Origin of the sequence: Vitreimonas flagellata (assembly GCF_004634425.1) — a bacterium.
GTDB classification, from domain to species: Bacteria; Pseudomonadota; Alphaproteobacteria; order Caulobacterales; family Aquidulcibacteraceae; genus Vitreimonas; species Vitreimonas flagellata.
Map to the genome: position 1 here is coordinate 406,646 of NZ_SBJL01000002.1, position 25,224 is coordinate 431,869.

Here is a 25,224-nt window from a genome sequence, read left to right on the forward strand (position 1 = left end):
TTAGGTGACCTCGAAGGAAGCGCGCATATCGAAGACCCCCCAGAACCCCATCGGCCGGTCCACCGCCACCATCACGGAATCGTACCTCCGGTCGAGTGGCGCGAGATTCTCGACCGGCCCAGAAGAGACGCCAAAGGAGACCAGGTAATGGCCAGCATTCAGATCCAGCGGAAGGCGGAATCGAAATACCTTTCGCTCGCCAGCAGAAGCTCGCATCGCGCTTTGCCCGCGGCTCGCCAGGAAGCTGTTCGTCCCATAAATGAATAGGCCATCAAGGCCTTTGACGAGAATTCCGGGCGTAACGCTTTCAAAATCCCGCTCAAACAACACCGAAAAGGAGAAGTCGACGTTCGCATTGCTAGGCAAAGTTGACGGAAACTCTTCACCGTCGACCGTGATGAGATAGTCGACAATCTTAGCGCCTCCATTGCCCCAACGATGCTCCTCCTTCCGATAGCCAGGGCGCTGATCAAAGACATCAGCCCCCATGCTCAGTCGGTCTGCGGCGGCGCTACCCGGGGCAACATTCACTTCCTTCAGGTCCCGTTCGCCGTGGCCGAACAATTTGTCGAGATACAAATTGCAAGCGTCTCGCGGGGCGCCGACAAACGCTTGCGTTCCCTTATCAAGCAGAAGCGCAACATCCGCATGGCGAACAACATCGCTGACCGCGTGAGTGACCAGAAGTAACGTAGTCCCCTGTTCGCGAAAGGATGCGATGCGCTCGAAACACTTCGCCTGGAAATATGGATCTCCAACCGACAAAACTTCGTCGACGATCAGCACATCCGGCCGAACAGCCGTGGAAAGAGCAAACGCGAGTCTCGCCTGCATTCCCGACGAGTACACCCTCAGCGGCTCGTCAATATATTCACCAATCTCAGCGAAATCTTCGATGCCGGGTAGCAGCCGCAAAATCTCGCGCCTCGGAAATCCCATCATTCCGCCAGCTTGGAAGAGGTTCTGCCGCCCAGTTAACTCCGCACTAAACCCCAGCCCTAACTCAAGCATGGCGCTCACACGGCCCGAAACGCCGACGGAGCCGATCGTGGGGCGCACGGTTCCCGCGATTAACTTGAGCAAGGTGCTTTTGCCTGCGCCGTTGCGTCCAAGTATCGCGAGCGAGGCGCCGCGTCCCACATCCAGCGTGATGTCCCGCAACACCCAATGACTCGCCGACGGCGCAACACGGGCGCCAAACCAGCCAGCAAACCGATGAAGGTTTGAGGCGTAGGAATCGTAGCGTTTCCCGACGCCGCTCAGACTGAGAGCAAGCGGTCTCACAGGGCGTCAACCAAATCTGCGCTCGCGCGCCGGAACACGAACAGCGCCACGATCAGAACCAGGGTCGCAATAGCTGATGCGATGGCGAACTCCGCATTTGTTGGGAAGCGGCCATAAAGCATCGCGCCTTGGTAAAGCTGCACTAGCGGTGTCATCGGATTGGCTTGCATTAAGGGCAAGAATTGTGCGGGCACGCTCTCCAGGAAATACGCAATTGGCGTCAACCAGAACCACAACTGAAGCACCACTCCAACGAGTTGCGCGACGTCCCGCTCGAACACATTCAAGGTCCCGAGGATAAGACCAAGCCCGATTGCGAAAGCGCTTATGAGAATTATTCCAACGGGGATAATCGCCCACGCGATGGTTAAAGGATGCCCCAAGAGCACAAACAGACCACCCACGGCTAGAAGCAAAAGCACATGGTTGAAGATTGCCCCGCCACAAACAATCAACGGCAAGCTGATGCGTGGAAACGCAATTTTCTTCAGTGCGTTTGAGTAATCGAGAAAAATCGAAACGCTTCGTGTCAAAATTTCTGAGAACAAGCCCCAAGCCGCCAGCCCAGCCATAAGGTAGACTGGGTAGGCGGTGCGATCGTCGATTCCAGGCACCCGGGCACCCAGCACCTCGGCGAGGATCAAAGTGTAGATTGCGGCCTGCGCGAGAGGGTGAAGAATCGACCAGACCAATCCAAGCTTGGACCCGGCGAAGCGCGCTCGCACGTCTCGAACGATAGAGGCCCAAATGAAATGCCTGTATCTCCAAGCAGCGGCTAACACGCACCACTCCTTGAGACTTTCTGTCGCGCAGACGCCAACACATCCGCGAGCGTGTCATCGAAAGCGACCTTCGGACGCCAGCCCATCGTAGTTGATGCACGCGAAGCATCGCCAACGATACGCATCACCTCATCTGGGCGAACCCGCAATGGGTCCTGCTCAATGCGAACTGGGATTTCACTCATTTCAAGAAGCGCGTCCAAGATGTCGCCAATGCGCCTTGGAGCACCCGACGCGACATTGAAAATTGCGCCTTGATCGAGGCTATCGCTCAATTCAATTGAACGAACGTAGCAACTCACAACATCCCTAACGTCGAGAAAGTCTCGCTCCGCGAGCAAATTGCCCACCCGCATTGTCGGCTCAGATAGCCCCGCCTCAATTCGAGCAATCTGCCCCGCAAAATGAGGAACAACAAAAGCTTCACTCTGACCTGCGCCAGTGTGGTTAAACGGACGCATCCTCAGGACGCGAAGACCGCGACGGACAAGCGCCCCTAACGCGAGGTCGGCCGCGGCCTTTGTAACTGCGTAGTCATCGGCGGGCGCCAGCGGCGACCCCTCGTGGTAACCGAATTGGGGACAATCGGCATCGCCGTAAACCAATCCAGAACCCACCTGGATGAGACAACATTGCGGTGCGTCGGTCAGAATGGCATTCGCCAAATTGAGCGTACCAAAAACATGAGTACGCCAAGCGCCGTCGGGATCAGCACGCGCATCCGAAGCGGATGCGATCGCCGCAAGGTTCACTACGTGCGATGGCCGATACTTTCGCAGCGCAGCTCTCACGCTTTCGAAGTTATCAATGTCCAGAGAGACTATCCCTGGTTCGAGGCCTGAGACATCGGCCCTAGAGGTCGAAATGACTTCCACGCTAGGCGCCGCACTCAGCGCCTCACAGAGATATCGGCCTACAAAGCCGCTCGACCCGGTTACAAGGACACGCATAGCGCGCCTACTTCAGCTTCTTGAGCCGGGTCAAATCGGCGGCGACCATTTCGTCAACGAGCTGCTCCAATGCGATATGTGGCTCCCAACCCAGTTGGCGCTTTGCTTTACTTGGATCACCCAACAACACATCAACTTCCGCCGGACGCAGAAATCTTTCATCGACGACGACGTGCTTTTCCATATCCAGATCGACGCACTCGAACGCAAGCCTGCAAAATGTTCTAACAGCCACCGTCCGGCCGGTCGCCACAACGTAGTCGTCGGGTGTTGATTGTTGCAGCATCAGCCACATGGCGCGCACATAGTCTTTAGCATGCCCCCAATCTCGCGTGGCGTCGAGGTTGCCTAGCGCCAGCTTGTCGCTCAGGCCAAGCTTGATGCGGGCGACGCCATCGGTGATCTTTCGTGTCACAAACTCGATGCCACGCAGCGGAGATTCGTGATTGAAAAGAATCCCGCTCGACGCGTGCAAACCGAAGCTCTCGCGGTAATTGATCGTCATCCAATGGGCGTACAGCTTGGCGGCTGCATAGGGAGATCTCGGGTAAAACGGCGTCGTTTCTGATTGCACCGGCTCTTGTATAAGACCGTACATTTCCGATGACGACGCCTGATAAAACCTCGCGCCAGGCGCAGCGAGCCGAACAGCCTCAAGCATGTTCGCCGCCCCGATCGCGGTCACTTGGCCCGTCAGTATCGGTTGGTGCCAAGACGATTTCACGAAGGATTGAGCACCCAAATTATAGACTTCGTCGGGTCGAACTTCTGTGATGACTCTTAGAAGGCTGCTTAGGTCCGTGAGATTGCCATCGTGGAGGCGAACGTCCGAAGCAATCCCGAGCCAACGCAAACGAGCGTCAATGACATCTGCCGACGCACTGCGCCTGAGCAGGCCATGCACCTCATATCCTTTTTCGAGGAGCAGCTGACTAAGATAGGCCCCGTCCTGACCCGTAACTCCAGTGATCAACGCGCGCTTCATAGCAATCAATTCCCTCGTCGCGTGCAAAGCTGCGCAGTCATCCAGGCGGTCACCTGGCGCTGCCCCAAACGTCAGACCTATCTGAACGCTGAGATTGAGCTTACCTATATTGATTGGTGGTGTTTGTTCACAAGCGCATTGTTCTGTTGAAGAGCAGACAATGATGCCGCAGCACCACTCAATTTCACAAGCTTCACGCTCGAACCGCTCGTGAGACAGCCTCCGCGAACGCTCTCATCGACCACTGGGCGGCGCGCGACTGGATTTCCTGATGGCATCGAGCTAAGAACGCTCGATCCGAGAACTGGACTATCGCATCTGCTATGGCTGCGCCTTCCAAACTCCGTGCAACCAAGCCTGTTTGTCCTTGTGAAATTTGCTCCGGGAGCCCACCGACTGGGGTTACGATGGCAGGTCGTCCCGCGCCCGCCCCGAGCGCCACCACGCCGGATTGACTAGCCTCCCGATGCGTTGCCAGCACCAGGTCGTAGCGCGCCAAGACAGCATCGAGTTCGTCATCCTTAAGCCATCGGTTGACAACTTCTGCGCCCAGCGCCTCAAGCCTCCCCCTCAGCTGAGAAATATTTCCAGCGCCGAATACTCCGACCCGAAGGTCAACGCCGCGTTCGCGCGCTAATTCGGCCCCCTCAACAAAGAGGTCCAACCCCCGATACTGCAGGAGTCGCCCAACAAACAGCATTCTCAAGGGCCCGTGCTGCGGGATCGGAGTAAGCGGCGCTTGAAACCAAGGATGAAACAACGCCTCCGGACGGAGCTTGGGGCGAGCTGTGACAATGTCATACGCGACGGCGCGACTAAGGGTTAGGAGCAAGTCAGACCGAAAGGCCGATGCGCCGATCCAACTGGTGAAGAGACCGGAGAGATCGCCCGGGTGTCCCCTAAAATCATGCAAAATTGCTGTGCGCTTCGCGCCGACTTCGCGAATGAGATCTTCGACAAATGGCGACCATACGTGTCCCATTAGTTCGACGACCGCATAGGGCCGAACCTGCCCCAACACCTCTCGAAAAAACCGCCGCGACCTCAGTATTAGGTGAGGATTCATTCCCGCAATGGGCGTCGCAAAGCCAGGCGCAAAGTGAACCTCAGCACCGCTTGAGCGCAATTCTGCGGCTCGCTCATTGTGCTCTGAGACCACAAAGATTGCTGATTTGTCAGCAGCAAGCGCGCGAGCCAAATCGAGCGTGAATCGCGCAAGAGCGCCACGTCGACCCAAGTAGCTCCAGATGATCGGCCGCATCACGCTTCGCTCACAGTAGCCCAGGCACGCGCAGCCGCGTCGCCAGCGTGCAACACGCTGTAACCGGAAACCACGCGCAGGCGACCTAATGCGCCCATGCGCCGACGTATTCCCACATTCATCGCCAACATTCGCAGCGCAGTCGCCAATTCGACAGCGTCCCCCGGCTTCACAAGAAGGCCGATCTCGTTTTCACCAACGAAGTCAGCACAGCCAGGCGTTCGCGTTGTCACGATTGGACGACCACAAGCGGCGGCCTCTATGAGCGAACGCGGGAGCCCCTCGCCACCAAGCGATGGCAGACATGCTATGTGGGACAGGGACCAGAATGCGTTGACGTCCTGCACATGGCCGATGAACTCAATGCCGTCCAACGTGCTCCAGCAGTGCAATTGTGCAGCGCTGATACTCTCAGGATTTTGGTCGTCCGGGCGCCCAGCGACCCGTAGAACGATGGAAATTCCCTCAGCGCGCAATCGCCTGACGGCCTCCACAGCCACACCAACGCCCTTTGAACGAACAAGGCGAGCGACTACACCAACGACAAGCGGATCATTGGTAGGTTCCGGCGCAACTTTGAACTTGTTGAGGTCGACGCCGGCTCCAGGCATGAGCACGACCTTCCCAGCCCCCAGCCGCTCGTCGTGCGCCACCCAGTCTGCATCACTCATATTCTCGACCAAAAGGAGCGTTTGCGGCTGGGACAGCGCACGACGGATGAGGCGACGCAAGCGCCAACGGATCAATCGAGTCCAGGGCGCGCTTCCGAGCGCTATATAGCCCCGTCCAGTTAGCGCCAGTATTTGCGCGACACCCCGCATACGAGCCATCACGAGTAGGACTATCGACTTAAGGGCAATCGCGTGAACGATGCGCGGCCGCTCGCGGCGGATGATCGCGCGCACTTGCAGCGCTTGTTTGATCAATGCCCAAGGCGCAAAAGAGCGACGGCGAAACGGCAAATCGACCAATCGTACGCCCTCAAGGTTAGGCACCGCGCCGGTGTTGCGCGCAACCACGACGCACTCGTAGCCTTCACGAATTGCGCGCTCCACCAAGAACATGAAGTGCGATCGAAAGAACCAATCCTCGGTCACCAAGAAGAGAAGTTTGGGCTTGATCATATGCGCGCCTTCCATGCACGCGCGGTTTGCGTGAGCAACGCGACAGCGTTCGTTGGTGGCAGATCATATGCCGAGCGAAAGGCGCTATCGTCGATTGCGAGACTTTCGGTGAGCGTGTCTGGGCCGAGCGTCGCGATCCACGGCGCGGCGAAGAGATTGGACTTTCGACCGAGCCCTTCACGCACAGCACCGATGATCTCCCCCGTTGAGAGCGCCGGCGCGTCGGCGAGGTGAAACACTCCAGCGGGCCCGTCGGGCTTTGCCAACAGAGCCCGTATCGCCGCGATGAAGCTTGAAAGCGCAAGCACGCTGCGCCGGTTGCGCACGTCTGCGTACGGCAGCGGCAGCGGCGTATCGGCAAGGCGCAACAAGTTTGCGAAATTCGCCTTCGCACTTGGCCCGTGCACAAGTGGCGGGCGCAGAATGATCGGTCGCAAAGTCGGATGCTTCCGCACGGCAGCCTCGGCCGCCAGTTTTGCGCGACCATAGGCGTCGCCTGGCTGCGGCGTGCCCGCCTCCACAAGCGCATGATTACCATAGGTTCGCGGCGCGACAGCCTTGATAGAGCTGACATAGATGAACCGCGACACGCCCGCGGCTTCCGCTTGCGCGACAAGCGCGCCCGTGGCGTCAGAAATTTGCGCCTTCAATTCATACTCGGCGAAGCGCGCGTGCGCGGGGCCGGCAAGATGGACCACGGTGTCGACGCCCTCAAGCGCTGCGCGCCAATTGGTCTTTGCGCTCAGGTCGCCGACGATTACGTTCTCAACCCCCGGCAACGCGAGCGGCATACGCGACACCCCGCGCACGCAAGCGCCGCCGTCCACCAGAGCCGACGCGAGCGCGCTGCCGATGAAGCCCGAAGCTCCGGTGACCAATATGCGCGCCATCGCCCCTCTTGGCGCAAGTCTAGCCCGGCTTAGCTGCGCTGATAGCTGCGAATGTCGAGTTGCGCCGCCCCCACCGGCGTCGGCACCGTGATCCGCAAGGGTGCTGCAAAGCCCGGCTGGGCCGGCAGCGCGAACCAAGCTTGCGCGCTAGGCACGTTCGAGCGGTTGAAGTTCGAGCTGAAGCCAGAGATGGGCTCGTAACGAAAATCACAATGCAGTGCCGGCCCATTATAGCCCCCGCCATTGAAGGTCGTTTCTGCCCGAGGCGCGACGGCCAATCGATAGTGGGAGCGTCCATCGAAAACGAGGACTGAGCCACGGCAGGCACGATTGATGCCCACCTGGCGGCCTAGCGCAAACACACCGGTCAAAGGATCATAGGACCCGCGTCTCTGCGCATCGCTCGCAGGCGGCGATCCCAGATCGCGATAATTGGGACTGATCGTCGCGGCGAGACCCGAGGCGCTGCGGGTCATCTGCGTTCTGCGAAACTTTCCCGAGTACGCATGCGAGATGTCGTAGCGCGCCCAGTTGATCGCAGCCTCATTCAGTTCCCCAGCAGCGGTCGCCGTGATTTCGGTCTGGTCAAAAATGCGCGCAGCGCCCGACGTCCGGATATTTGCCCGCACAGCATAACGTGTCGGCGTTGACGTCACCTCGTATGAAGCCTCGCCCAACACGACCACGCCCAGCACCGCAGCCTCATAATTCAAGCGAAAGGTCTCAGCGTGCGCCGAGCGCCCGAACGTCAGGCCAATCGCTAACACTGCCGCGAACATCCAGCGCAACATCACGATCTCCGATTGCATACCGTAGGTTGGTCCTAGCGTACGAACCATGAACCTGTCACGACGAGCGATACGCGCGCCGACCAACTCCCTTGATGATTTCGCTATTAGTTAGGGCGCGTGCGCCAGGAACAATTCAGCAAGTTCCAAGTGCGGGTCATGATAGGGCACGGCCCCTTCGAATGAACCGCCACCATAGGATATTGGCATCGGCTCAATCGGCGCAGGAACTGGCGCGAGCGTTGACACGGGCTCGCTCAGTGTCAGACGGAGATCGTCGCGCGGCGAAGCCTCCGCCACGCGTGTCGGTTCGAACGTGACCAATGCATCGGCATCAATTGCGAGCGCACGTATGCGCTCAATGCGATCGTTCGTGGCGGCTCGTGTGAATTCGAGTGACGCAGCGCTTTGTGCGAGTTGGCTATGGATCGCATCGAGTTCTTGCGCCGAGAGTGGAGTCGCAAACGGAGGTAGCGCTGCATAGGGGCTTTCAGGTGTGACGTTCGTGTCGGCGCTGCCGCCGAAGGCAGAACTCACGCCAATTATGCCGCCTAAACCGGCCGGAGAGAAAATCGCTACTGCCAGAACTGTCGCAGCGACGCCGGTTAGACTCGATTTCACAACCGTATCGATGGCCTCGGCCTCATGAGATTGAGCTGACCGTTCTGTCATCGATGGCTCCCGCACGCACATAGCGCGCTGTCCCTCAAGGGCAGCCCTCAATACGCGCTATAGGCGTAACAAAGCCTAAATAACGCCCGGCGCCAAGCACTAAGGCAGCTAATCCGGTGACGATGCTGAAAGATTGGCGTCGAAATGAGCGGCCCATTGCGCAGGGCGCCTCGCCCGTGACATCGGTTCGGTTCTGAACTGACGGAGCAGAGGTTGCGGCATCCCGATTTCGGCGCGTTTGCGCGCGCGGCCTTCTTCGCGCTTTTGCCGGCCGTCACGGTCGGCGGCGCCATGGGCCTGCCGGTGCTGTTGAGCCTTGGCGGCTTGGGGTCGTTTCGGCTCTCGCCGTTGCGGCAAGTGCTTGAAAAGACACCGCTCGCGATCTTTCTGCTGCTCGCGTTCACGGCCTGGGCCACCGCTTCGGCGCTCTGGTCGCCGAACGCCGGCTCGCTGCAATGGCTGAAGCTCACCGCGCTGGTCCTGCTCGGCTTGGCCTTCGCCGCCGCGGCACGAAAGCCCCGCGCGCTGACCCTGTCGGGCGCGCAGGCGGCGCTCTTGGTCATCGCGCCGCTTCTGGCTGTGGAAATCCTCTTCGGGATGCCTTTCAACCGGGCAGGTCAGCCCGACACCAGCCTTTTCGAACTCTCCCGCAATCTGGGTCGCGCCACCAGCGTGCTGACGGCGGTGACCTGGGCCGCCGCCGCCGGCCTCCTGGCGCTGGGCGGGCCGATCCGAATCGTATGCGCGATCGGCGCGCTGGCGATCACTGGCGCGGTCGTGGCCATTCAACCGGAGCAGACGGCCAATTGGGTGGGCTATAACGTGGGCGTTGCGGCCTTCCTCTTTGCGCTCGCCGCCCCCCGCTTTGCACTGATGGCGGTGACGGGCGGCTTGGCGGCCTGGATGCTGGCCGCCCCCTTCGTAACTCCGCTCGTCCTGGGCGATCCCGCACTCTTGGACACGCTCCCCTATTCCTGGGCGGCGCGGATTGGGATATGGGATTTTGTTTGCGCCGAGATCATGAACGCCCCGCTGATCGGGCACGGCATCGACGCGGCGCGCCTCGTCGAAGAACGCATGATCATTCAGGGCGTCGAAAGCAGCGCTGTGCCGGCGCATCCCCATAGCGCCAGTTTGCAAATCTGGTTCGAGACGGGCGCTGTCGGCGCGGTGCTGGCGGCGGCGGCACTGCTCGCAGGCGGGTGGACGTTGGCGCAAAAGCTGCGCGGCCAACGTGCGGCGCTTGCGGGCGTCACGGCGGCGTTTGCGTCTTTAGGTTTCAGCGCCAATTTGAGCTACAGCCTCTGGCAGGAATGGTGGACGGCGACGTTGCTGCTTGCCGGCGCGCTGCTCGTGGCCGTCGCGAAGCCTTCGCATGACGTCTGAGCTTCACCCGCTGGACGCTGCTTGGTTGCTTTTGTCGCCAACGGCGCCTATCGAACGCACGCGATGACACCCATTCTTGTGACCGGCGCCGCGGGCTTCATCGGCTTTCACCTGTCGCAACGCCTGTTGTCGATGGGCCGCCCTGTCGTCGGCCTCGATAATATGAGCGCCTATTACGACGTCGAGCTGAAGCGCGCCCGGCTGCGCGAGTTGCAGCGGGCGCCAGGGTTTTCGTTCTCCGAAATCGACCTCGCCCACGAAGCCGCGTTAAAGCAGCTTTTCGCCCAGCATCGTTTCGAGACTGTGTTCAATCTGGGCGCTCAGGCGGGCGTGCGCTATTCGCTCGACAATCCGCAAGCCTATGTGCGCTCCAATCTCGACGGCTTCGTGAACCTGCTTGAATGCTGCCGGCATGGCGGTGTGCAGCATTTGGTGTTCGCCTCCTCGAGCTCCGTTTATGGCGCGGTGACGAAGATGCCGTTCAACGTGCATCAAAACGTCGACCATCCCTTGAGCCTCTATGCGGCGACGAAGAAGTCGAACGAGCTCTTGGCGCATGCCTACGCCCATCTTTTCCGCGTGCCGATGACGGGCCTGCGCTTCTTCACCGTCTATGGCCCGTGGGGCCGGCCGGACATGGCGATGTATCTGTTCACGCGCGCCATCTTTGCGGGCGAACCAATCGACGTGTTCAATAACGGCGAAATGGAGCGCGACTTTACCTACGTGGACGATGTCGTCGAAGCTTTGGTGCGCGTGGGCGACAAGCCGGCTGAGGTCAATCCGAATTGGACGGGCGAGGCGCCCGATCCCGCAACGTCGAACGCGCCCTATCGCATCTACAACATCGGCAACAACGCGCCCGTGAAGCTAACGCAGCTGATTGAACTCATCGAAAATGCGGTCGGAAAGAAGGCCATTAAACGCATGCTACCAATGCAGCCAGGCGATGTGCCCGCGACCTATGCCGATGTGAGAGACTTGGCGGCGGCCGTCGACTTTGCGCCCCGCACCGGAATCGAAGACGGCGTGCGGCGCTTCGTCGATTGGTACAAAACCTATTACGGCGCTTGACCCACGCGCTTCTGCGCTTTGAGCTCAGGCTCCAACCGCAGAACTTCCGAGAACGCCAAAAGCAAATGATAGACGATGCCGGCCGGCGCCGCCTTGGACATAGGCTCGCCCTCGCCGTCGAATTGATCGATCCAGAGGCCAGGCTTCGCCACGGCGAAATAGCGATCGAACAAGAGCCAAAGCGCGGACTTGAGTTCACCGGTTGGATCGCGGCCGGTAAGCTCGTACACTCCGAGCCAGGCTTTGATGCGCTCGGTATTGGTCCAAGCGCGCGAGCTCTTGGCGATCGGCGTTCCGTCGTCGCGCACGGAATCGAACACCGCGCCTGAAACGGAATCGACGCCGTGCTGCTCGGCGAATTCGGCAAGCGCGAGCGCCTGTGTGGAGACATCGACGCCGGTGAGACGCTGGTATTGCGCCAAGATCCAAGCCCATTCGAAATGGTGACCCGGCTCGACAGCGCGGCCCTCTTCGCAGGTGAGACGGCGCCAATCTTCATCGAAGCGCTCGCCCAGCGTGACGCCGTCGAACAGGCGCGTGCGCAAGAGGTTCACGAGTTCAGCAGCTTGATCGAGGAAGCGCTGGTCATGGGTGGCTTCGAACGCCGCCAGGCACGCCTCCGTCAGATGCATGTGCGGGTTCTGCAAACGCGGCCCCCCAGGAGGCAAATGGCTCCAAAAAGCCATGCCCGGGCCGCGCATGTTGGTCTGAATATAATCCAGTGTGGAGTGGAGCAGGCGCAGCGCGTCGGCGTCGCGTGAAACACGATACCGCCAAGCCATCGCAAATATCACAAACGAAAGTTCATAGAGATCAGGCGTTGGATCGAGAATCCCACCTTCGCGCGTGAGCGTCTTGGCCCAGCCGCCGTCGGGCAACGAAGCATGGGCCTTGAGATAATCGACACCGAGCCTGGAGAGCGCATCGCCCTCGGCCCAGCCCAGATGCGCGGCATGGGCGAAGGCATAAGTCTGGCGGCAGATCACGCGGACGCGCTTGAAACCGCAGGCGGTCGGGCCGCCGTCGAGGCCCACCTCCTCAAGGAAACCGCCATGAACGCGATCAATTCCATGCGCTGCCCAGAAAGGCAGCGCGTCCTGGAAAAGCCAAGCGCGGACGGCGTCGAACGGGATCTGGCTCATTCTGTAGGCGCCCTCAATCCAACACACGCAAAGGTCGAAATCCTCTTGCAGCCCCTAGAGGTTCAACGCAAGAAGCCGCAATGCGACAGCGTATCATCCCAGCGATTATGTCAGGCGGCGCGGGCACGCGGCTTTGGCCGGCCTCCACTGAGGCGCGACCGAAGCAATTTCATGCGCTGGGCGGTTCTGAAACCATGATCGGCGAAACCGCGCGCCGGGTGAGCGGCGATGTCGGCGCGCTTTCCTTCTTGGCCCCGATGGTGTTGTGCAACGAACGCCACGCAGCGCTTGTGCGCGAGAGTATCACGAATCCAGCCGCTCTCGTGTTCGAACCGCTGCCGCGCAACACTGCGGCCGTCGGTGCGATTGCGGCCGCACTGGGCGCGGAGCTCGCACCCGACGCATTGGTGCTCTTGCTGCCGGCCGATCACCTCATCAACGACGTCGCTGCTTTTCACGCAGCGATCGCGCGCGCCGCGCCATTCGCACGTGAGCGGATCGTGACCTTCGGCATAGCACCCGATCGCCCGGCCACGGGCTATGGTTACATCCGCAGAGGTGCTGAATTGGCGGACGGTGTGTTTGCGATCGATAGTTTCCGCGAGAAGCCGAACGAGGCGATTGCGCGCGACTATCTGGCAACCGGGGAATATTCCTGGAACAGCGGCATGTTTTTGTTCAGCCCCGAAGTGTTGCTGCGCGAGTTCGCGGCAAGCGCTGAAATTCGCGATCGCGCATTGGCGGCGCTGCATGCGGCAAAGCGCGACGGCGTGAATATCCATCTGGACGTCGAGGCGTTCGCTTCTGTGCCGTCGCTGCCGCTCGATATCGCGGTGATGGAAAAGACCGCGCATGCGGCGGTCGTGCCGTGTGAGATCGGCTGGGCGGACGTGGGCTCGTGGGACGAGATCTGGCGCCTGGCGCCAAAGGATGCGGACGGCAATGCCTTGCAGGGGCCGATCGTCGCCATCGATACGTCGAACACGCTCGTCCGCAGCGATGGGCTCAAAGTGTGTGTGGCCGGCGTCAGCGATCTCGTCATTATCGCAAGCGGTGACGCGATCGTCATTTTGCCGAGAGACCGCGCCCAAGAGGTCAAGGAACTCGGCGCCCGCGCGGCGAAGCTCGAAAATTGATTGTTCCGCTTTGCGAATTTGCTGGCTTTACCCCCAAGCGCGGCTAAACTCGCGCTGGGGTTGAAGGAGGCGAAGATGGGCGATCGCACAAACGGCCCGGCGCGTGCGCGCACGGCTACGCGAGAGTTCATGACGCGCGCTAACATGGCGGACGCGGGCATGATGGCCGTGATGACGAGTTCGGCACTCATGATGTCGTGCGCGGCCTTGGCCAAGCTCTTGGACCAAAATCCAAACCTCATTGATCTCGTGGATTTTGGCGGAACGGCGCACCAATCCATGGCGCGCGACACAGATGCGCGCAATGCGCCAGCCTCATTCGCCATTGAACGCCTCGAGGGCCCAGCCGAGCAGGCCCAACCTGTCCGCCTCGCCATCCCGCCCGCAAGCCCCAATTTGGTCGCTCGCGATCTGGCGCATTTGGCGCCGTCAGTCCCGGCCAGCGTCAATGTCGCCGCACTCGACACCAATTATGATGTGAGCGAACCCATGGCGCTCGACGCCTATGCGGTCAGCTTTGATGAAACCGGGCGCTTGATCCTGCATGCGCCCCGGCCCGCTTCGGACAGGCCCCCATCAAACAACAGCGCCGCCGAAGCCCGTTCTGACCTGCAGACCAACGAAGGATTGCGCGATCGGCTGCACGAAATCGGCCAAATCTTCGTCGCCGATCTGCGGGTTTCGCCTAGTCATCAGAGCGATGTCGCGGTGTTTGTAGCGGCCGACGACGAGACGCTGAGCTGGGCGCTCAATCGCACAAATCCCAATCACGGCACGCTCGCCTACGCCGACGATCAAGTCGAATTGGGCGACCTTGCCATCGGCGTCTCTATGTCGATGGGCGAAGCGCGCGTGGCGGCCGCTTACGTCGAACGCGAGTACATAGCCCCGTTCCGCGGCGCGAACGGTGTGGATGAAAGTTTTGCGGGCCTGACGCTGACCTATCGCAACTGAATCAATTCGCGACGCGGATGCCGAGGCGAAGCAGAGCCTCCGGTTCGGCATTGCCGATGTGGCCGGGCTCGAGCACGTACATGGTCTCACCAAAGGCCGAAAGCGTCTCGCCGGCGAAGTAATTGTAGCCCAGCCCCAACCGCAGCTCTCGACCACTCGGAATCGGCGCGAAGCTGCGCTCTTCGTACGCGAGCGAACGGCGGCCATATTTCGTCGCGGTCGGCGCCATGAAGCTCAACTCACCGTCCTCCACGCGCATCGGCTGCGAGATCGAGAAGCGGAAGAAGCCCGCGCCATCTTCGCGCAACGCGACGAGCCATTCCGGTGTGAAATTGCGTTCGGCTTGCAATGAGAACGCTGTGGTGCTGAGCGGTTCAACGACACGGAGCCAACCAATCTGCGCTGCATCCGCCACGCCATACTCGGCCGAAGCATTGAAGCGTACGTCCGGCGTGGCGCTCAAGGACCAAGAAAGTCCGGTGAATTGCGTCTCACCTGTGGGCGTTTCGCCGAGCGCATCGGCCCAGCTCATGCCGAGCAGCGCGCCCTCTTCAGTGATCGCGCCGAGCGTCACGTCGAAGCGGTGCGATGCGGCGTCGAAGCTGGCGCGGATGGCGTTGGCGGTGCGGGCGTCTTGCGCGAAATTCAAACCGGCTTCGCCGTGCGAGGTTTCGGTGATGAACGAGACGCGCGCGTGCTCGCTCAAGCGGCTGGTGAGACTGAGCGACATATCGGCGTTGATCGAGGCGAGATGGCCGACGGCGTCGCCCTGCTCATAGTGCGTCCGGCCACCATTGGCGGCGAACGAGACGCTGAGGCCGGCGCCGAGGTCGGCGTCGATTCGCGTGGGCGCCTGTTGCAAATCTGCGCGATCGACCGGCACGCGATATGAGTCCGGGGCGACGTCATCGGCGAAGGACATCTGCACGCGCAGGCCGCTTTCGTCATGCGCGCTGCGCCAAAGACGCGGCGCCAAGGCGACGTGCGCGGGGCCGGCGCTGGCGCGGAGCCAATTGTCGGCAAGTTGCAGCGGGAACGTGCGGCCATAGGCGTCGAAGCCCGCGACGGACCAAAGTGCTGCATTGCCATTCAAGCCATCGCCGAACGCAGGGCCGATCACGCCGAGTTGTGTGGTCTCGTTCACCGACGACATGCCAGCAACGAGCGGCGATGCGAGCGGGCCCACGGGTTGAAACGCGCGGCCGATATTCAAGCGGCCGCGACCATTGAGCGAGTCCGTGCCTGCGGGGCCTGTGTCGTCAGCGGTGTTGAATAGAAGATCGACGACTTGTTGCGGCGTCAGTCCCGGAAACGCATCCATCACCAACGCAACAGCGCCAGTGACATGCGGCGACGCGTACGACGTGCCTTGAATACGGCAGAGATCGCCATTGGGCCCAAGGCCGCAGGTCTGAAAACCTGGCACCGGGCCGGCGGGCCCATGATCGGGCACGATGATCTGCCAGCCAGGCGCGGTGATGTACCAATTCGCCGTGGAGCCCGGAGGGTTCGACACGGGGTTTACGGAGCCGTCCGGATTGAGCCCGCCGGCGACCATGATAAGCCCGTTGGACACAGACGAATTCAGCGCGAGCAAGCCCGGATAGTTCGGCGCCGAGGCGCCCTGTAAACCAGAATTGCCGGCGGAGACGACGATGATCACGCCCGCGTCGGTCGCACGCTCGATCGCATCGATGAAAGATTGCGGCGGCACGAAATCGCCGCCGAGCGAGAAATTGATCACGTCGACATTGTTGGCGACGGCGTAATCGAGTGCATTGGTGAGATCGTTGTAGGCAAAGCCGCCGCTCGTATCGGCGCGCACGGCCAGAATGGTGGCGTCGTAGGCGACGCCAACAGTTTGCCCGCCGTTGTAATTGCCGGCGATCAGCGAGGAGATCTCGCTGCCGTGCGATTGCGTCGTCACCAACGCATTGCGGCCCGCCACGATGTCGGTCGAGAGCGGCGAGATGCGGCCAACGAGTTCGGGATGGCTGGGATCGATGCCGTCATCGATCACACCGACGATCACGCCCGCGCCTGTCGCGCCATTTTGCCAGGCGATCTGCGCGTTCGTGCCTGCGGGCCCCCAATTGTTCAGGAACTCCGCGCTCGACAAATTCGGAATGTCGCCCGGCGCATGCGGCGGCGCGAGCGGCGGGAAAACAGGCGGGCCAACCGGCGGCGGTGGCGGCGGCGAAATGATTCCGCCTCCCCCGCCTCCGCCTCCACCACCGCCAGCGCACGCGCTCAAAAGCGCAAGAACAACAGCGTTCAACAACAGGCGGCTGATTTGGAGCGGAGCCATGTTTCCCCCAAGGCTTCAACGCCGTGGATCATTGGCTTGTTTTCGGCCGAGCGCAATGGCGCGGCGATCCGCTGAGCAGGCGGGCTTCCAGACCATTGTGCGTAGGGCGTTTCACGCCATTCTTGTCGAGCCACGCAAACACATTGGGGCCAAACCTGGCGCCTTCGAATGCGATCACGCCGTCCGCAAAATCACCACCGCCATCGAGCAAGGAGTGGGTCGGATAGATTTGGCAGCGCGCGTCCTTAAATGCGCGTTGGATGGCGCTTGTGCTTGAAAAACTCAGGCTGACGTGGATCCGACGACCCGCGCTTACCCGCGCAGCTCAAACACCACGGTGACGCTGGCCTGGTTATCGACTTGACCGGGCGCGATGGCGCCGTTGGCGACTTGTTCGGCAGCGACAGCGCGCGCCGCAAAAAGGCCCTGTTCACGCTCGTAGGGCGGCACGATGCCGCCAGGTTCGGTGATCGAATCCATCCCCACCACGCGCATGCCCGCCGCTTGCGCGTACGCATTGGCGCGGGCTTGTGCGGTGGCGAGCGCTTGAGCGCGCGCAGCTTCGCGTGAAGCTTCCTCGTCGCGATGGGTGAATTGAATGCCGTGCAATTCGTTGGCGCCTTCCGCGACGGTGGCGTCGATCAATGCGCTGACGGCGTTCACGTCCGGCACGCGGACGCTGACGATGTTGCGGCTGACATAGCCGGTGATGCGCGGTGCGGCGTTGCGCGGATAGACGTATTGGGGCTCGATCGAATAGCCGATGGTTTGCACGTCGGCCTCCGGTACGCCGGCTGCGCGGGCGGCGCTCATGACATCGGCCATGCGCGTGGCTTGCGCCTGTTGCGCGGCTTGCGCATTGGCCCCGCGTGCGAGCACGCCGATGGTGACGATGGCGAGATCAGGCGTAGCGCGCGTCGTGGCGCTCGCGTGCACCGTCAGCAAAGTGGCGCGTTGCCCACCGGCGCCCAATGCCACGAGCGCCAAGCCGGCGCAGATAAACCGCCCAGCGCCACGTAAAGGTGATGAAAGTTCCATGCTCCGTCTCCTCCTGGAGGCGAAGCTTGCTGCGGTGTTGTGGCGGCGCAGTGGCGCGCGAAGCTTACGCTTCTAGCAAGTCTTTCGCGGCTTCGGCGATGGCTTCGGCGGTGATGCCGAAATGGGCGTAGACATCTTTTGCCGGCGCTGAGGCGCCGAATTCGGTCATGCCGATAAAATCGGAGATGGCGAACATTTCGTACCAACCCTGCCCGATGCCGGCTTCGCAGCCGATGCGGATCTCGTCGGGACTGCCCAGCACTTCGTCCTGATACTCTTCGTCCTGCAGATCGAAGAGTTCGAAGCATGGCGCGGAGACGACGCGCGTGGGGATGCCTTGCGCTTGCAGCAGCTCGCGCGCTTTGACGGCGAGCGCGACTTCAGTGCCGGTGGCGATGAGCGCGACTTGGGCCGCGCCGCCTTCAGCCGGCAGCAATTCGTAAGCGCCGCGCGCGGAGAGATTGGAGCTGGAATCGTCACGCAGGGCGGGCGTGGCTTGGCGCGAGAGTGCGAGGACGCTCGGGCCATTGTCGCGCAGCAGCGCAAGCTGCCAGCATTCGGCGGCTTCGACCGCATCGGCGGGGCGGAAAACGAAGAGGTTCGGGATCGCGCGCAGAGCTGCGATCTGTTCGACGGGTTGGTGCGTCGGGCCGTCTTCGCCGACGCCGATGGAATCGTGCGTCATCACATGGATCGCGCGCACGCCCATGAGCGCGGCCAAGCGGGTGGCGGGGCGCGAATAATCGGCGAAGGCGAGGAACGTGCCGGCGTATGGGATGACGCCACCGTGCGCGGCCATGCCGTTCATCGCCGCGGCCATGCCGTGTTCGCGGATGCCGTAACGAATGTAGCGGCCGGCGCGATTTTCCGGCGTGAAATCCTCCGTGCCTTTGGCCAGCGTGTTGTTCGACGGCGTGAGGTCGGCCGAGCCTCCGATCAATTCGGGCAATGCGGCGAACATCGCTTCGATGGCGCTGCCGGATGAGGCGCGCGTGGCGACAGCCGGCTTTTCAGCGGCCATTTTCGCGGCGTGCAGGGCGAGTGCGCCGATGGCGGCTTCGACATTGTCGCCGTCAATCGCGGCGCGGAACGCGGCTTTGTGTTCGGAGGCTTTGAGGCGATCGGCCCAGAGGCCTCGCTCCTTCACGCCGCGGCTGCCGATCTTTTTCCAAGCAGCGCGGACATTGTCGGGAATCTCAAACGCGCCGTGCGGCCAATTGAGGGCGGCTTTGGTGGCGACGATCTCTTCGGCGCCGAGGGCCTCGCCGTGGGCTTTGTGCGTGCCGGCCTTTTTCGGCGAGCCAAAACCGATCGTGGTTTTGCAGGCGATCAGCGTGGGCTTGTCGGATTTGGTGGCGGCGTCGAGCGCGCGGGCGACGTCATCCATGTGGTGACCGTCGCAGGAGAGCACGTTCCAGCCGCTGGCGGCGAAGCGGGTTTTTTGATCGGTGATGTCGGAGAGCGACACCGCGCCGTCGATCGAGATCGAATTGTCGTCCCAGATGACGACGAGCTTGTTGAGCTTCTGGCGGCCAGCGAGCGCCAGCGCTTCTTGGCTGATGCCTTCCATCAAGCAACCGTCGCCAGCGATCACCCAGGTGCGGTGATTGACCAATTCATCACCAAAGCGCGCATTGAGATGCGCTTCCGCGATGGCCATGCCGACGGCGTTGGCGAGACCTTGGCCGAGCGGGCCCGTGGTGGTCTCCACGCCTTCGGTGTGGCCGTATTCGGGGTGGCCCGGCGTTTTGGAGCCGAGTTGGCGGAAGCGCTTGATCTCATCGAGCGGCATGTCCTCGTAGCCGGTGAGGTGCAGCAGCGCGTAGAGCAGCATCGAGCCGTGGCCGGCGGAGAGCACGAAGCGGTCGCGATCCGGCCAGCGTGGGTCGGAGGCGTCGAATTTCAGGAATTGTGAGAAGAGCACGGTCGCCGCATCAGCCATGCCCATCGGCATGCCGGGGTGGCCGGACTTCGCCTGCTCCACCGCATCCATCGCCAGCGCGCGGATGGCGTTCGCGAGATCAGCAGCGGGCACGCCTTCGATCTGGTCGATTTTGCTCATGGGATGTCCTTCGCCGGCTCGGAGAGTTTTTGGGCTTTTAGCGTCGATTCGGACGCTTTGCTCTGCGCGTGCAGTCCGGTATCAGCGGAGAGCCGCCGCGGGAATGCGGCAGCGGAGCAAAACATGCAGATTTTCATCGATAGCGCTGACGCAAAGGAACTGGCGGCGCTGGCAATGACCGGCCTCGTCGACGGGGTCACGACCAACCCTTCCCTGGTGGCCAAGGCCGGCGGCGATTTCTTCGAAACGCTGAAGGCGATCTGCGCCTCCGTTTCAGGACCGATCAGCGCCGAAGTGGTGGCGCAGGATTACGAGACGATGCTGGCCGAGGGCCGCAAGCTGCGCACGGTCGCCGACAATATCGTTGTGAAGCTGCCGCTGACGCCGGATGGCTTGCGTGCGTGCAAGACGCTCGAGGACGAAGGCCACCCGTGCAACGTGACGCTCTGCTTCTCGGCGGTGCAGGCGTTGTTGGCGGCGAAGGCGGGCGCTACGTTCATCTCGCCGTTCCTGGGCCGGCTCGATGATGGCGGCCAAGACGGCATGCAGCTCATCCGTGAAATCCGCGCCATCTACGACAATTACGATTATCCGACGCAAATCCTGGCGGCGTCGATCCGCACCGCGTCACACGTGCGCGATGCAGCGATCGCGGGCGCCGATTGCGCGACGATCCCGCCGGCCGTGTTCAAGAGCCTCTACAAGCATCATTTGACGGATTCAGGGCTTGCGGCGTTCATGAAGGATTGGGCCGCGACCGGTCAGAAAATTCTCTGACCCCACGAAACGAAAAGGCCCGGCTTGCGCCGGGCCTTTTGCTGAAACTTGTGCGCCGGGCTTAGCGGCCAGCGAGACGCGCGAGCGTGGCGACTTCGTCGGCCGTGGTTTCGCGCATCGCGAGCATTTCGGTGTCGGCTTTCGCCAATTGCGCTTCAATCGCGGCGACATCGAGCGGCTCGATGATCGGCTCAGGCTGCACGAAAGCGGACGCCGCAGCGTCGCTCATCGCCAAGCCGCCTTGCATCGCGACCGGCGCGACGAGGCCGACAAGCACCATGGCGCCAGCGCCAGCGACGAAGCTGCCGATGACCATGCGCAGAGTGGTCTTGCGTTGCGAGGGCGACATTTGTGGAAAACTCCCGGACCGAGGCGGTCGCTTAACAAAAGGTTACGCGTGTTGCAATTGCGAACTTAGTGTCTTGGGAGAATTCCTGCCGTGACGGCAGTCACCTTCCTGAACACCCCGAACTCCCATCTCATGTGGGTTGCTCAAACCGTAGCGTACAAACATGAATTCTAGCCGAATCCGATGCTCACGCGCTGTTGCGCGGAAGAGCGCCTTCAGGTCTAAAGACCCCCATCCCGGCGCCATTTTGCGGCGCGGCATACGGACCCACAATGAATAGCGTTACCGCCACTCAGCGACCGCTACGGAAAGCGGTTCTTCCGGTCGCCGGCTTCGGCACGCGGGTGCTCCCCGCGACCAAGGCGATCCCAAAAGAGATGCTTCCCGTCTTTGATCGGCCGGCGATCCAGTACGTCGTGGACGAGGCTTTGGCCGCCGGCATCGAACACATTGTGTTCGTCACCGGACGCAACAAGGGGGCGATCGAGGACTATTTCGATCACGCTTATGAACTCGAATTAACACTCGCGCAGAAGAACAAGAATGCGCTGGTGGACGAATTGAAGTCGTTTTTGCGCCCGGCGGGCTCAATGAGCTTCGTGCGCCAGCAAGCAGCGCTTGGTCTGGGCCACGCGGTCTGGTGTGCGCGCGACATTATCGGCGACGAGCCGTTCGCGGTGATGCTGCCCGACATGCTGATGATGGCGAAGCCCTCATGCCTGGCGCAGATGGTCGAGGCCTACAACAAGGTCGGCGGCAATGTGATCGCGGTGGAGCCCACCGATACGCCGGAGCAATACGGCGTGATCGCACCCGTGAGCCGCGACGGCCGTTTGATCAAGATGAAGGGCATGGTGGAGAAGCCCAAGCGCGAAGATGCGCCGTCGAACCTCTTCATCAGCGGCCGCTACATTCTGCAGCCGGAAATTTTCGAGCTGCTCGCAAGCCAGAGCCCAGGCGCCGGCAACGAAATCCAACTCACGGATTCGATGGTGCGGCTGATGGAAACGCAAAGCTTCCACGCGCTCGAATACGAAGGCCGCACCTATGATTGCGGCGATAAAATCGGCTATTTGCGCGCCAATGCCGCCTATGCGCTGGCCAGCGAAGAGTTTGGCGACAAGGCTGCGGCGACGCTGCAGGCAGCGTTGGCGACTGCGTCGCGGAGCTGATGCCGCATCTTTCCGTGTTCGCCACGCGCGAAGCGTTGATGCAGGCCGCAAGCGATCGCTTAGTACGGGCGCTTGAGCGCGGGATGAAAGCGCGCGGGTATGCGTGCGCAGCGCTTTCTGGCGGCGGCACGCCGGAGCCTGCCTATGCCCTGCTCGCGCAAGCCAAGCTCGATTGGCGCAAAGTGACGTTTGCATTGGTGGACGAGCGCTTCGTGCATCCGAAGGACGATGCGTCGAACGAGAAGATGCTGCGCCGCGCTTTGGCGCCGGCGCTTGATGCGGGCGCGACGCTCTTGCCGATGTTCTCGACCGATGGATCGCCCGCCGAAGTCGCAGCGCGCGCGGACGCGATGTATGCGCCGCTTCACATCGATGTGGCGCTGATGGGCATGGGCGGCGACGCGCATGCGGCGTCGTGGTTTCCGGGGCACGCGCGCGAAGCGTTCGAGAGCACGCGCACAATAATCGCGGTGCATGCGCCGCAAGCGGCGGGCAAACCGGATAGGATCACGCTGACGAAGCGCGCCATCGCGCGCGCCGACGAGGTGCTGCTGTTGATCCACGGCGAGGACAAACGCGCCCGACTTGATGCGGCGCTGGCGGAGCCGCCTGAGGCCGCGCCCGTGGCGGCGCTGTTCGATGATCCGGAGAAGCAGCCGGAAGTGCTTTGGACCGCGTGAACGCCGTTCAGGTCGCGACTTAGCTTGCCAATGACACCGGTGTCGGTTATCAAAACCTCCTTCAAGACCGGCGGTCAGCCGGCGGGGAGGTTTCGTGACCAGCTCTTTGCGCGACATCGCAGGATCGTTCGTGGCCGCACGCCAAGAAGCGCGCGCGCTGCCGGACTTTCCGGGGCAAATCCCCGCTGATTTGGCCACCAGCTACCGCATCCAGGACACCGCCATAGAATTATGGCCGGACCAGGTGGTGGGCTGGAAGATCGGCAAAGTGCCCCCGCACCTGGTTGGCCCGCTGGGCGCCGAGCGCGTCTCCGGCCCTGTGTTTGCGCACAATCTCTGGATCGCCAAGGCCGGCGAAGAGATTGCATTCCCGATTTTCGAGAACGGCTTCGCGGCTGTCGAAGCCGAATACGTCTTCCGCATCGGCGTCGACGCAGCCGCGGACAAGATCGAATGGACGCGCGACGAGGTCGCTGGCCTGATCGGCGCGATGCATATCGGCGTTGAAACCGCGGGCAGTCCGCTGGCGACGATCAATGATCTCGGGTCCACCGTCGTCGCCTCCGATTTCGGCAACAATTACGGGCTCATCCTTGGGCCGGAAGTCGCCGATTGGCGCGCGAAGCTCGAAGCGGGCTTGAGCTGCGAGACGTTCATCGACGGCCAATCTGTTGGCAAAGGCGTCGCCAATGTCGATCCGCTCGATGCCTTGATCTTCCTTGCCAGCCACCTCGCCAAACGCGGTAAGCCGCTGAAGGCCGGCCAATACATCACGACGGGCGCCGTCACCGGCGTGCACGACATTCGCATCGGCCAACATTCACGCGTGAGCTTCAACGGCTCCGGCGATATTCTGTGCACGGCGGTGAAGGCCGTCGCGAATGGTCGGAGCGTCTAATGATTTCGCGCCGCACGTTGTTGAGCACCGGCGCTGTCGCGATTGCGGGCGGTGCGGGTGTCGCCGCCGCGAACGCGCCATCGGCGCATACGCTGACGGCCGTGGATGTGCATCCGCGCGATTATCCGACCGTTGAGGCCGTGCGCTGGATCGGTGATGAGATAGCGCGCGAAACGGACGGCCGGATCAATTTCCGGCTTTATCCCTCAGGCCAACTCGGCAACGAGACGGATACAGTGAACCTCGCACGCTTCGGCGTGCTGGATATTGCGCGCGTCTATCTGGGCGCTGTGAACAACATGTTCCCGGCGACCCAGCCGCTGGCGTTGCCCTACATCTTTCACAACGAAGCGCACATGCGCCGCGTCGTCGATGGCGATATCGGCCGCGAGATTTTGGCGACGTTTGAGCGACGCGGCCTGATCGGCCTCGCCTTCTACGATTCCGGCATGCGCTCGATGTACAATGCGCGCCACCCGATCCACACGCCGGAAGATATGCGTGGGCTCAAAGTGCGCGTGCCGCGCGCCGACATCTTCATGTCGATGCTCGACGCGATGGGCGCGAATGCGACGCCGATCCCGTTCGGCGAAGTGTTCACCGGCCTGCAAACGCATCTGATCGATGCGGCGGAAAACAATTGGGCGACGTTTCAATCGACGCGGCAATACGAAGTGGCGCGCTATTGGTCGGAGACCGAGCATTGCTGCGCGCCGGAAGCGCTGCTGCTATCGAAGCAACGCTTCGATACGTTCTCATCGCGCGACAAGGAATTGATCCTGGCGAAGGCGCAAGAATCCGTCGCGGTGATGCGTGGGCTTTGGGATACGAAGCAAGCGAATGCGCGCCAAACCGTGCTCGATGCCGGCGTGCAAGCAAACCAAGCCGACAAAGAGGCATTCCGCCGCGCCGTGGAGCCGATGCGGCGGCGCTATCTGGCCGATAGCGCGATCGCGCGCGTGGTTCGGCGCATCGAAGCGCAAGCATAAGAACGTCGAAACGGCGAATTTGGGGAGGGAGTGATGGCGGGATCAAATGCGCTCGCGGGCGTCTTCTCCGCGCTGGCCAAGGCGGCCATCGCCATCGCGGCGACGTCGCTCTGTGTGTTGGTGCTGGTGCTCGCATGGCAAGTGATCGGCCGTTATGCGCTGAATGACTCGCCGGGTTGGACTGAGCCGGTCGCGTTGATCTTGATGAGTGTGGCGGCGCTGTTTGGCGCGGCGGTCGCGGTGCGGCGCGAAAGCCATTTCAATTTTCCGACTTTCGTTGAATCGGCGCCTGCGCCGTTGCGCGTTGGGTTCAAAGCGTTGGCGCGGCTGATCGCGCTCGCGTTCGGCGCGGCTCTCGCCTTCTACGGCGGCTATCTCATGCTGGATTCATGGGACATTCCGATGGCCGGCGCGCCGGCGCCGGAAGGGCTTTCCTACATCGGCGTCTGCTTGGGCGGCGCGTTGATCGCGCTCTTCGCACTCGAACGCCTGGTCGCGGGCGATCCTGAGAAGGAACACTAAG

The 25,224-nt window shown here is 61.8% G+C and carries 24 protein-coding genes; 10 read left to right on the top strand and 14 right to left on the bottom strand.

Going from position 1 to position 25,224, the window contains the following annotated elements:
- The 9 genes from EPJ54_RS10020 to EPJ54_RS10060 form a co-directional block, all read right to left on the bottom strand.
- Nucleotides 1–1,284 carry an ABC transporter ATP-binding protein gene (locus EPJ54_RS10020; protein ID WP_135211581.1) on the bottom strand — a complete coding sequence of 428 codons (1,284 nt, stop codon included), beginning with the start codon at nt 1,282–1,284 and terminating at the stop codon, nt 1–3.
- Nucleotides 1,281–2,066, bottom strand: coding sequence for an ABC transporter permease (locus EPJ54_RS10025; RefSeq protein ID WP_135211582.1), 786 nt, complete (start codon nt 2,064–2,066; stop codon nt 1,281–1,283). The genes EPJ54_RS10020 and EPJ54_RS10025 overlap by 4 nt, the downstream gene beginning before the upstream one ends.
- Nucleotides 2,060–3,016 (bottom strand): GDP-mannose 4,6-dehydratase, encoded by a 957-nt coding sequence (locus tag EPJ54_RS10030; protein WP_135211583.1) that lies wholly within the window; start codon nt 3,014–3,016, stop codon nt 2,060–2,062. Before EPJ54_RS10030 ends, EPJ54_RS10025 begins: the two co-directional genes overlap by 7 nt.
- 7 nt (nt 3,017–3,023) lie before the next feature.
- The gene (gmd, locus tag EPJ54_RS10035) at nt 3,024–4,001 is read right to left on the bottom strand and encodes a GDP-mannose 4,6-dehydratase (protein WP_135211584.1); all 978 of its coding nucleotides are present in this window, start codon (nt 3,999–4,001) and stop codon (nt 3,024–3,026) included.
- A gap of 193 nt (nt 4,002–4,194) precedes the next feature.
- Complete coding sequence (locus EPJ54_RS10040; protein ID WP_135211585.1) at nt 4,195–5,262, bottom strand: glycosyltransferase family 4 protein; 1,068 nt, start codon at nt 5,260–5,262, stop codon at nt 4,195–4,197.
- Nucleotides 5,262–6,386, bottom strand: coding sequence for a glycosyltransferase (locus tag EPJ54_RS10045; protein ID WP_167755674.1), 1,125 nt, complete (start codon nt 6,384–6,386; stop codon nt 5,262–5,264). Before EPJ54_RS10045 ends, EPJ54_RS10040 begins: the two co-directional genes overlap by 1 nt.
- A complete protein-coding gene (locus EPJ54_RS10050) occupies nt 6,383–7,276 on the bottom strand; it encodes an NAD-dependent epimerase/dehydratase family protein (RefSeq protein WP_135211587.1) in 894 nt (297 codons plus the stop codon). Before EPJ54_RS10050 ends, EPJ54_RS10045 begins: the two co-directional genes overlap by 4 nt.
- Before the next feature lie 29 nt (nt 7,277–7,305).
- A complete protein-coding gene (locus EPJ54_RS10055) occupies nt 7,306–8,115 on the bottom strand; it encodes a DUF3108 domain-containing protein (RefSeq protein ID WP_135211588.1) in 810 nt (269 codons plus the stop codon).
- A 60-nt stretch (nt 8,116–8,175) separates the two neighbouring features.
- Nucleotides 8,176–8,736 carry a hypothetical protein gene (locus EPJ54_RS10060; RefSeq protein WP_135211589.1) on the bottom strand — a complete coding sequence of 187 codons (561 nt, stop codon included), beginning with the start codon at nt 8,734–8,736 and terminating at the stop codon, nt 8,176–8,178.
- A 213-nt stretch (nt 8,737–8,949) separates the two neighbouring features.
- Between EPJ54_RS10060 and EPJ54_RS10065 the strand changes: the two genes are divergently transcribed.
- Nucleotides 8,950–10,122, top strand: coding sequence for a hypothetical protein (locus tag EPJ54_RS10065; protein WP_135211590.1), 1,173 nt, complete (start codon nt 8,950–8,952; stop codon nt 10,120–10,122).
- A gap of 63 nt (nt 10,123–10,185) precedes the next feature.
- A complete protein-coding gene (locus EPJ54_RS10070; RefSeq protein ID WP_135211591.1) occupies nt 10,186–11,196 on the top strand; it encodes an NAD-dependent epimerase in 1,011 nt (336 codons plus the stop codon).
- Here EPJ54_RS10070 and EPJ54_RS10075 read toward each other — a convergent pair.
- The gene (locus EPJ54_RS10075) at nt 11,184–12,338 is read right to left on the bottom strand and encodes an AGE family epimerase/isomerase (protein WP_135211592.1); all 1,155 of its coding nucleotides are present in this window, start codon (nt 12,336–12,338) and stop codon (nt 11,184–11,186) included. The genes EPJ54_RS10070 and EPJ54_RS10075 overlap by 13 nt on opposite strands.
- An 80-nt stretch (nt 12,339–12,418) precedes the next feature.
- Between EPJ54_RS10075 and EPJ54_RS10080 the strand changes: the two genes are divergently transcribed.
- Together EPJ54_RS10080 and EPJ54_RS10085 are read left to right on the top strand one after the other, a co-directional pair.
- Nucleotides 12,419–13,474: a mannose-1-phosphate guanylyltransferase gene (locus EPJ54_RS10080; RefSeq protein ID WP_135211593.1), complete on the top strand. Its 1,056-nt coding sequence runs from the start codon at nt 12,419–12,421 to the stop codon at nt 13,472–13,474.
- Nucleotides 13,475–13,549: 75 nt separating this feature from the next.
- The gene (locus EPJ54_RS10085; protein WP_135211594.1) at nt 13,550–14,428 is read left to right on the top strand and encodes a hypothetical protein; all 879 of its coding nucleotides are present in this window, start codon (nt 13,550–13,552) and stop codon (nt 14,426–14,428) included.
- Between the two features lies 1 nt (nt 14,429).
- Here the strand turns inward: EPJ54_RS10085 and EPJ54_RS10090 are convergent, their stop codons facing one another.
- The 3 genes from EPJ54_RS10090 to tkt form a co-directional block, all read right to left on the bottom strand.
- Nucleotides 14,430–16,736, bottom strand: coding sequence for a S8 family peptidase (locus EPJ54_RS10090; protein WP_135211595.1), 2,307 nt, complete (start codon nt 16,734–16,736; stop codon nt 14,430–14,432).
- Between the two features lie 312 nt (nt 16,737–17,048).
- Entirely contained in the window at nt 17,049–17,774 is a 726-nt protein-coding gene (locus EPJ54_RS10095; protein WP_135211596.1) for an SIMPL domain-containing protein, read from the bottom strand.
- Nucleotides 17,775–17,838: 64 nt separating this feature from the next.
- Nucleotides 17,839–19,836: a transketolase gene (gene tkt / locus EPJ54_RS10100; RefSeq protein ID WP_135211597.1), complete on the bottom strand. Its 1,998-nt coding sequence runs from the start codon at nt 19,834–19,836 to the stop codon at nt 17,839–17,841.
- Between the two features lie 123 nt (nt 19,837–19,959).
- Here tkt and fsa point away from each other — a divergent pair, with 123 nt between their 5' ends.
- Nucleotides 19,960–20,613 carry a fructose-6-phosphate aldolase gene (gene fsa, locus EPJ54_RS10105; RefSeq protein WP_135211598.1) on the top strand — a complete coding sequence of 218 codons (654 nt, stop codon included), beginning with the start codon at nt 19,960–19,962 and terminating at the stop codon, nt 20,611–20,613.
- Nucleotides 20,614–20,674: 61 nt separating this feature from the next.
- On the opposite strand, the gene EPJ54_RS10110 is transcribed toward fsa, so the two are convergent.
- The gene (locus tag EPJ54_RS10110) at nt 20,675–20,962 is read right to left on the bottom strand and encodes a hypothetical protein (protein ID WP_135211599.1); all 288 of its coding nucleotides are present in this window, start codon (nt 20,960–20,962) and stop codon (nt 20,675–20,677) included.
- 272 nt (nt 20,963–21,234) lie between these two features.
- On the opposite strand from EPJ54_RS10110, the gene galU reads away from it, so the two are divergent.
- The 5 genes from galU (at nt 21,235) to EPJ54_RS10135 (ending at nt 25,223) form a co-directional block, all read left to right on the top strand.
- Nucleotides 21,235–22,134 carry a UTP--glucose-1-phosphate uridylyltransferase GalU gene (galU, locus tag EPJ54_RS10115; RefSeq protein ID WP_135211600.1) on the top strand — a complete coding sequence of 300 codons (900 nt, stop codon included), beginning with the start codon at nt 21,235–21,237 and terminating at the stop codon, nt 22,132–22,134.
- Nucleotides 22,134–22,814, top strand: coding sequence for a 6-phosphogluconolactonase (pgl, locus tag EPJ54_RS10120; protein WP_135211601.1), 681 nt, complete (start codon nt 22,134–22,136; stop codon nt 22,812–22,814). Before galU ends, pgl begins: the two co-directional genes overlap by 1 nt.
- Nucleotides 22,815–22,908: 94 nt before the next feature.
- Complete coding sequence (locus tag EPJ54_RS10125; RefSeq protein WP_239590854.1) at nt 22,909–23,712, top strand: 2-keto-4-pentenoate hydratase; 804 nt, start codon at nt 22,909–22,911, stop codon at nt 23,710–23,712.
- On the top strand, nt 23,712–24,701 hold the full coding sequence (locus EPJ54_RS10130) for a TRAP transporter substrate-binding protein (RefSeq protein ID WP_135211602.1): 990 nt from the start codon (nt 23,712–23,714) through the stop codon (nt 24,699–24,701). Before EPJ54_RS10125 ends, EPJ54_RS10130 begins: the two co-directional genes overlap by 1 nt.
- Nucleotides 24,702–24,734: 33 nt before the next feature.
- Complete coding sequence (locus EPJ54_RS10135) at nt 24,735–25,223, top strand: TRAP transporter small permease (protein WP_135211603.1); 489 nt, start codon at nt 24,735–24,737, stop codon at nt 25,221–25,223.
- Nucleotide 25,224: the final 1 nt, after the last annotated feature.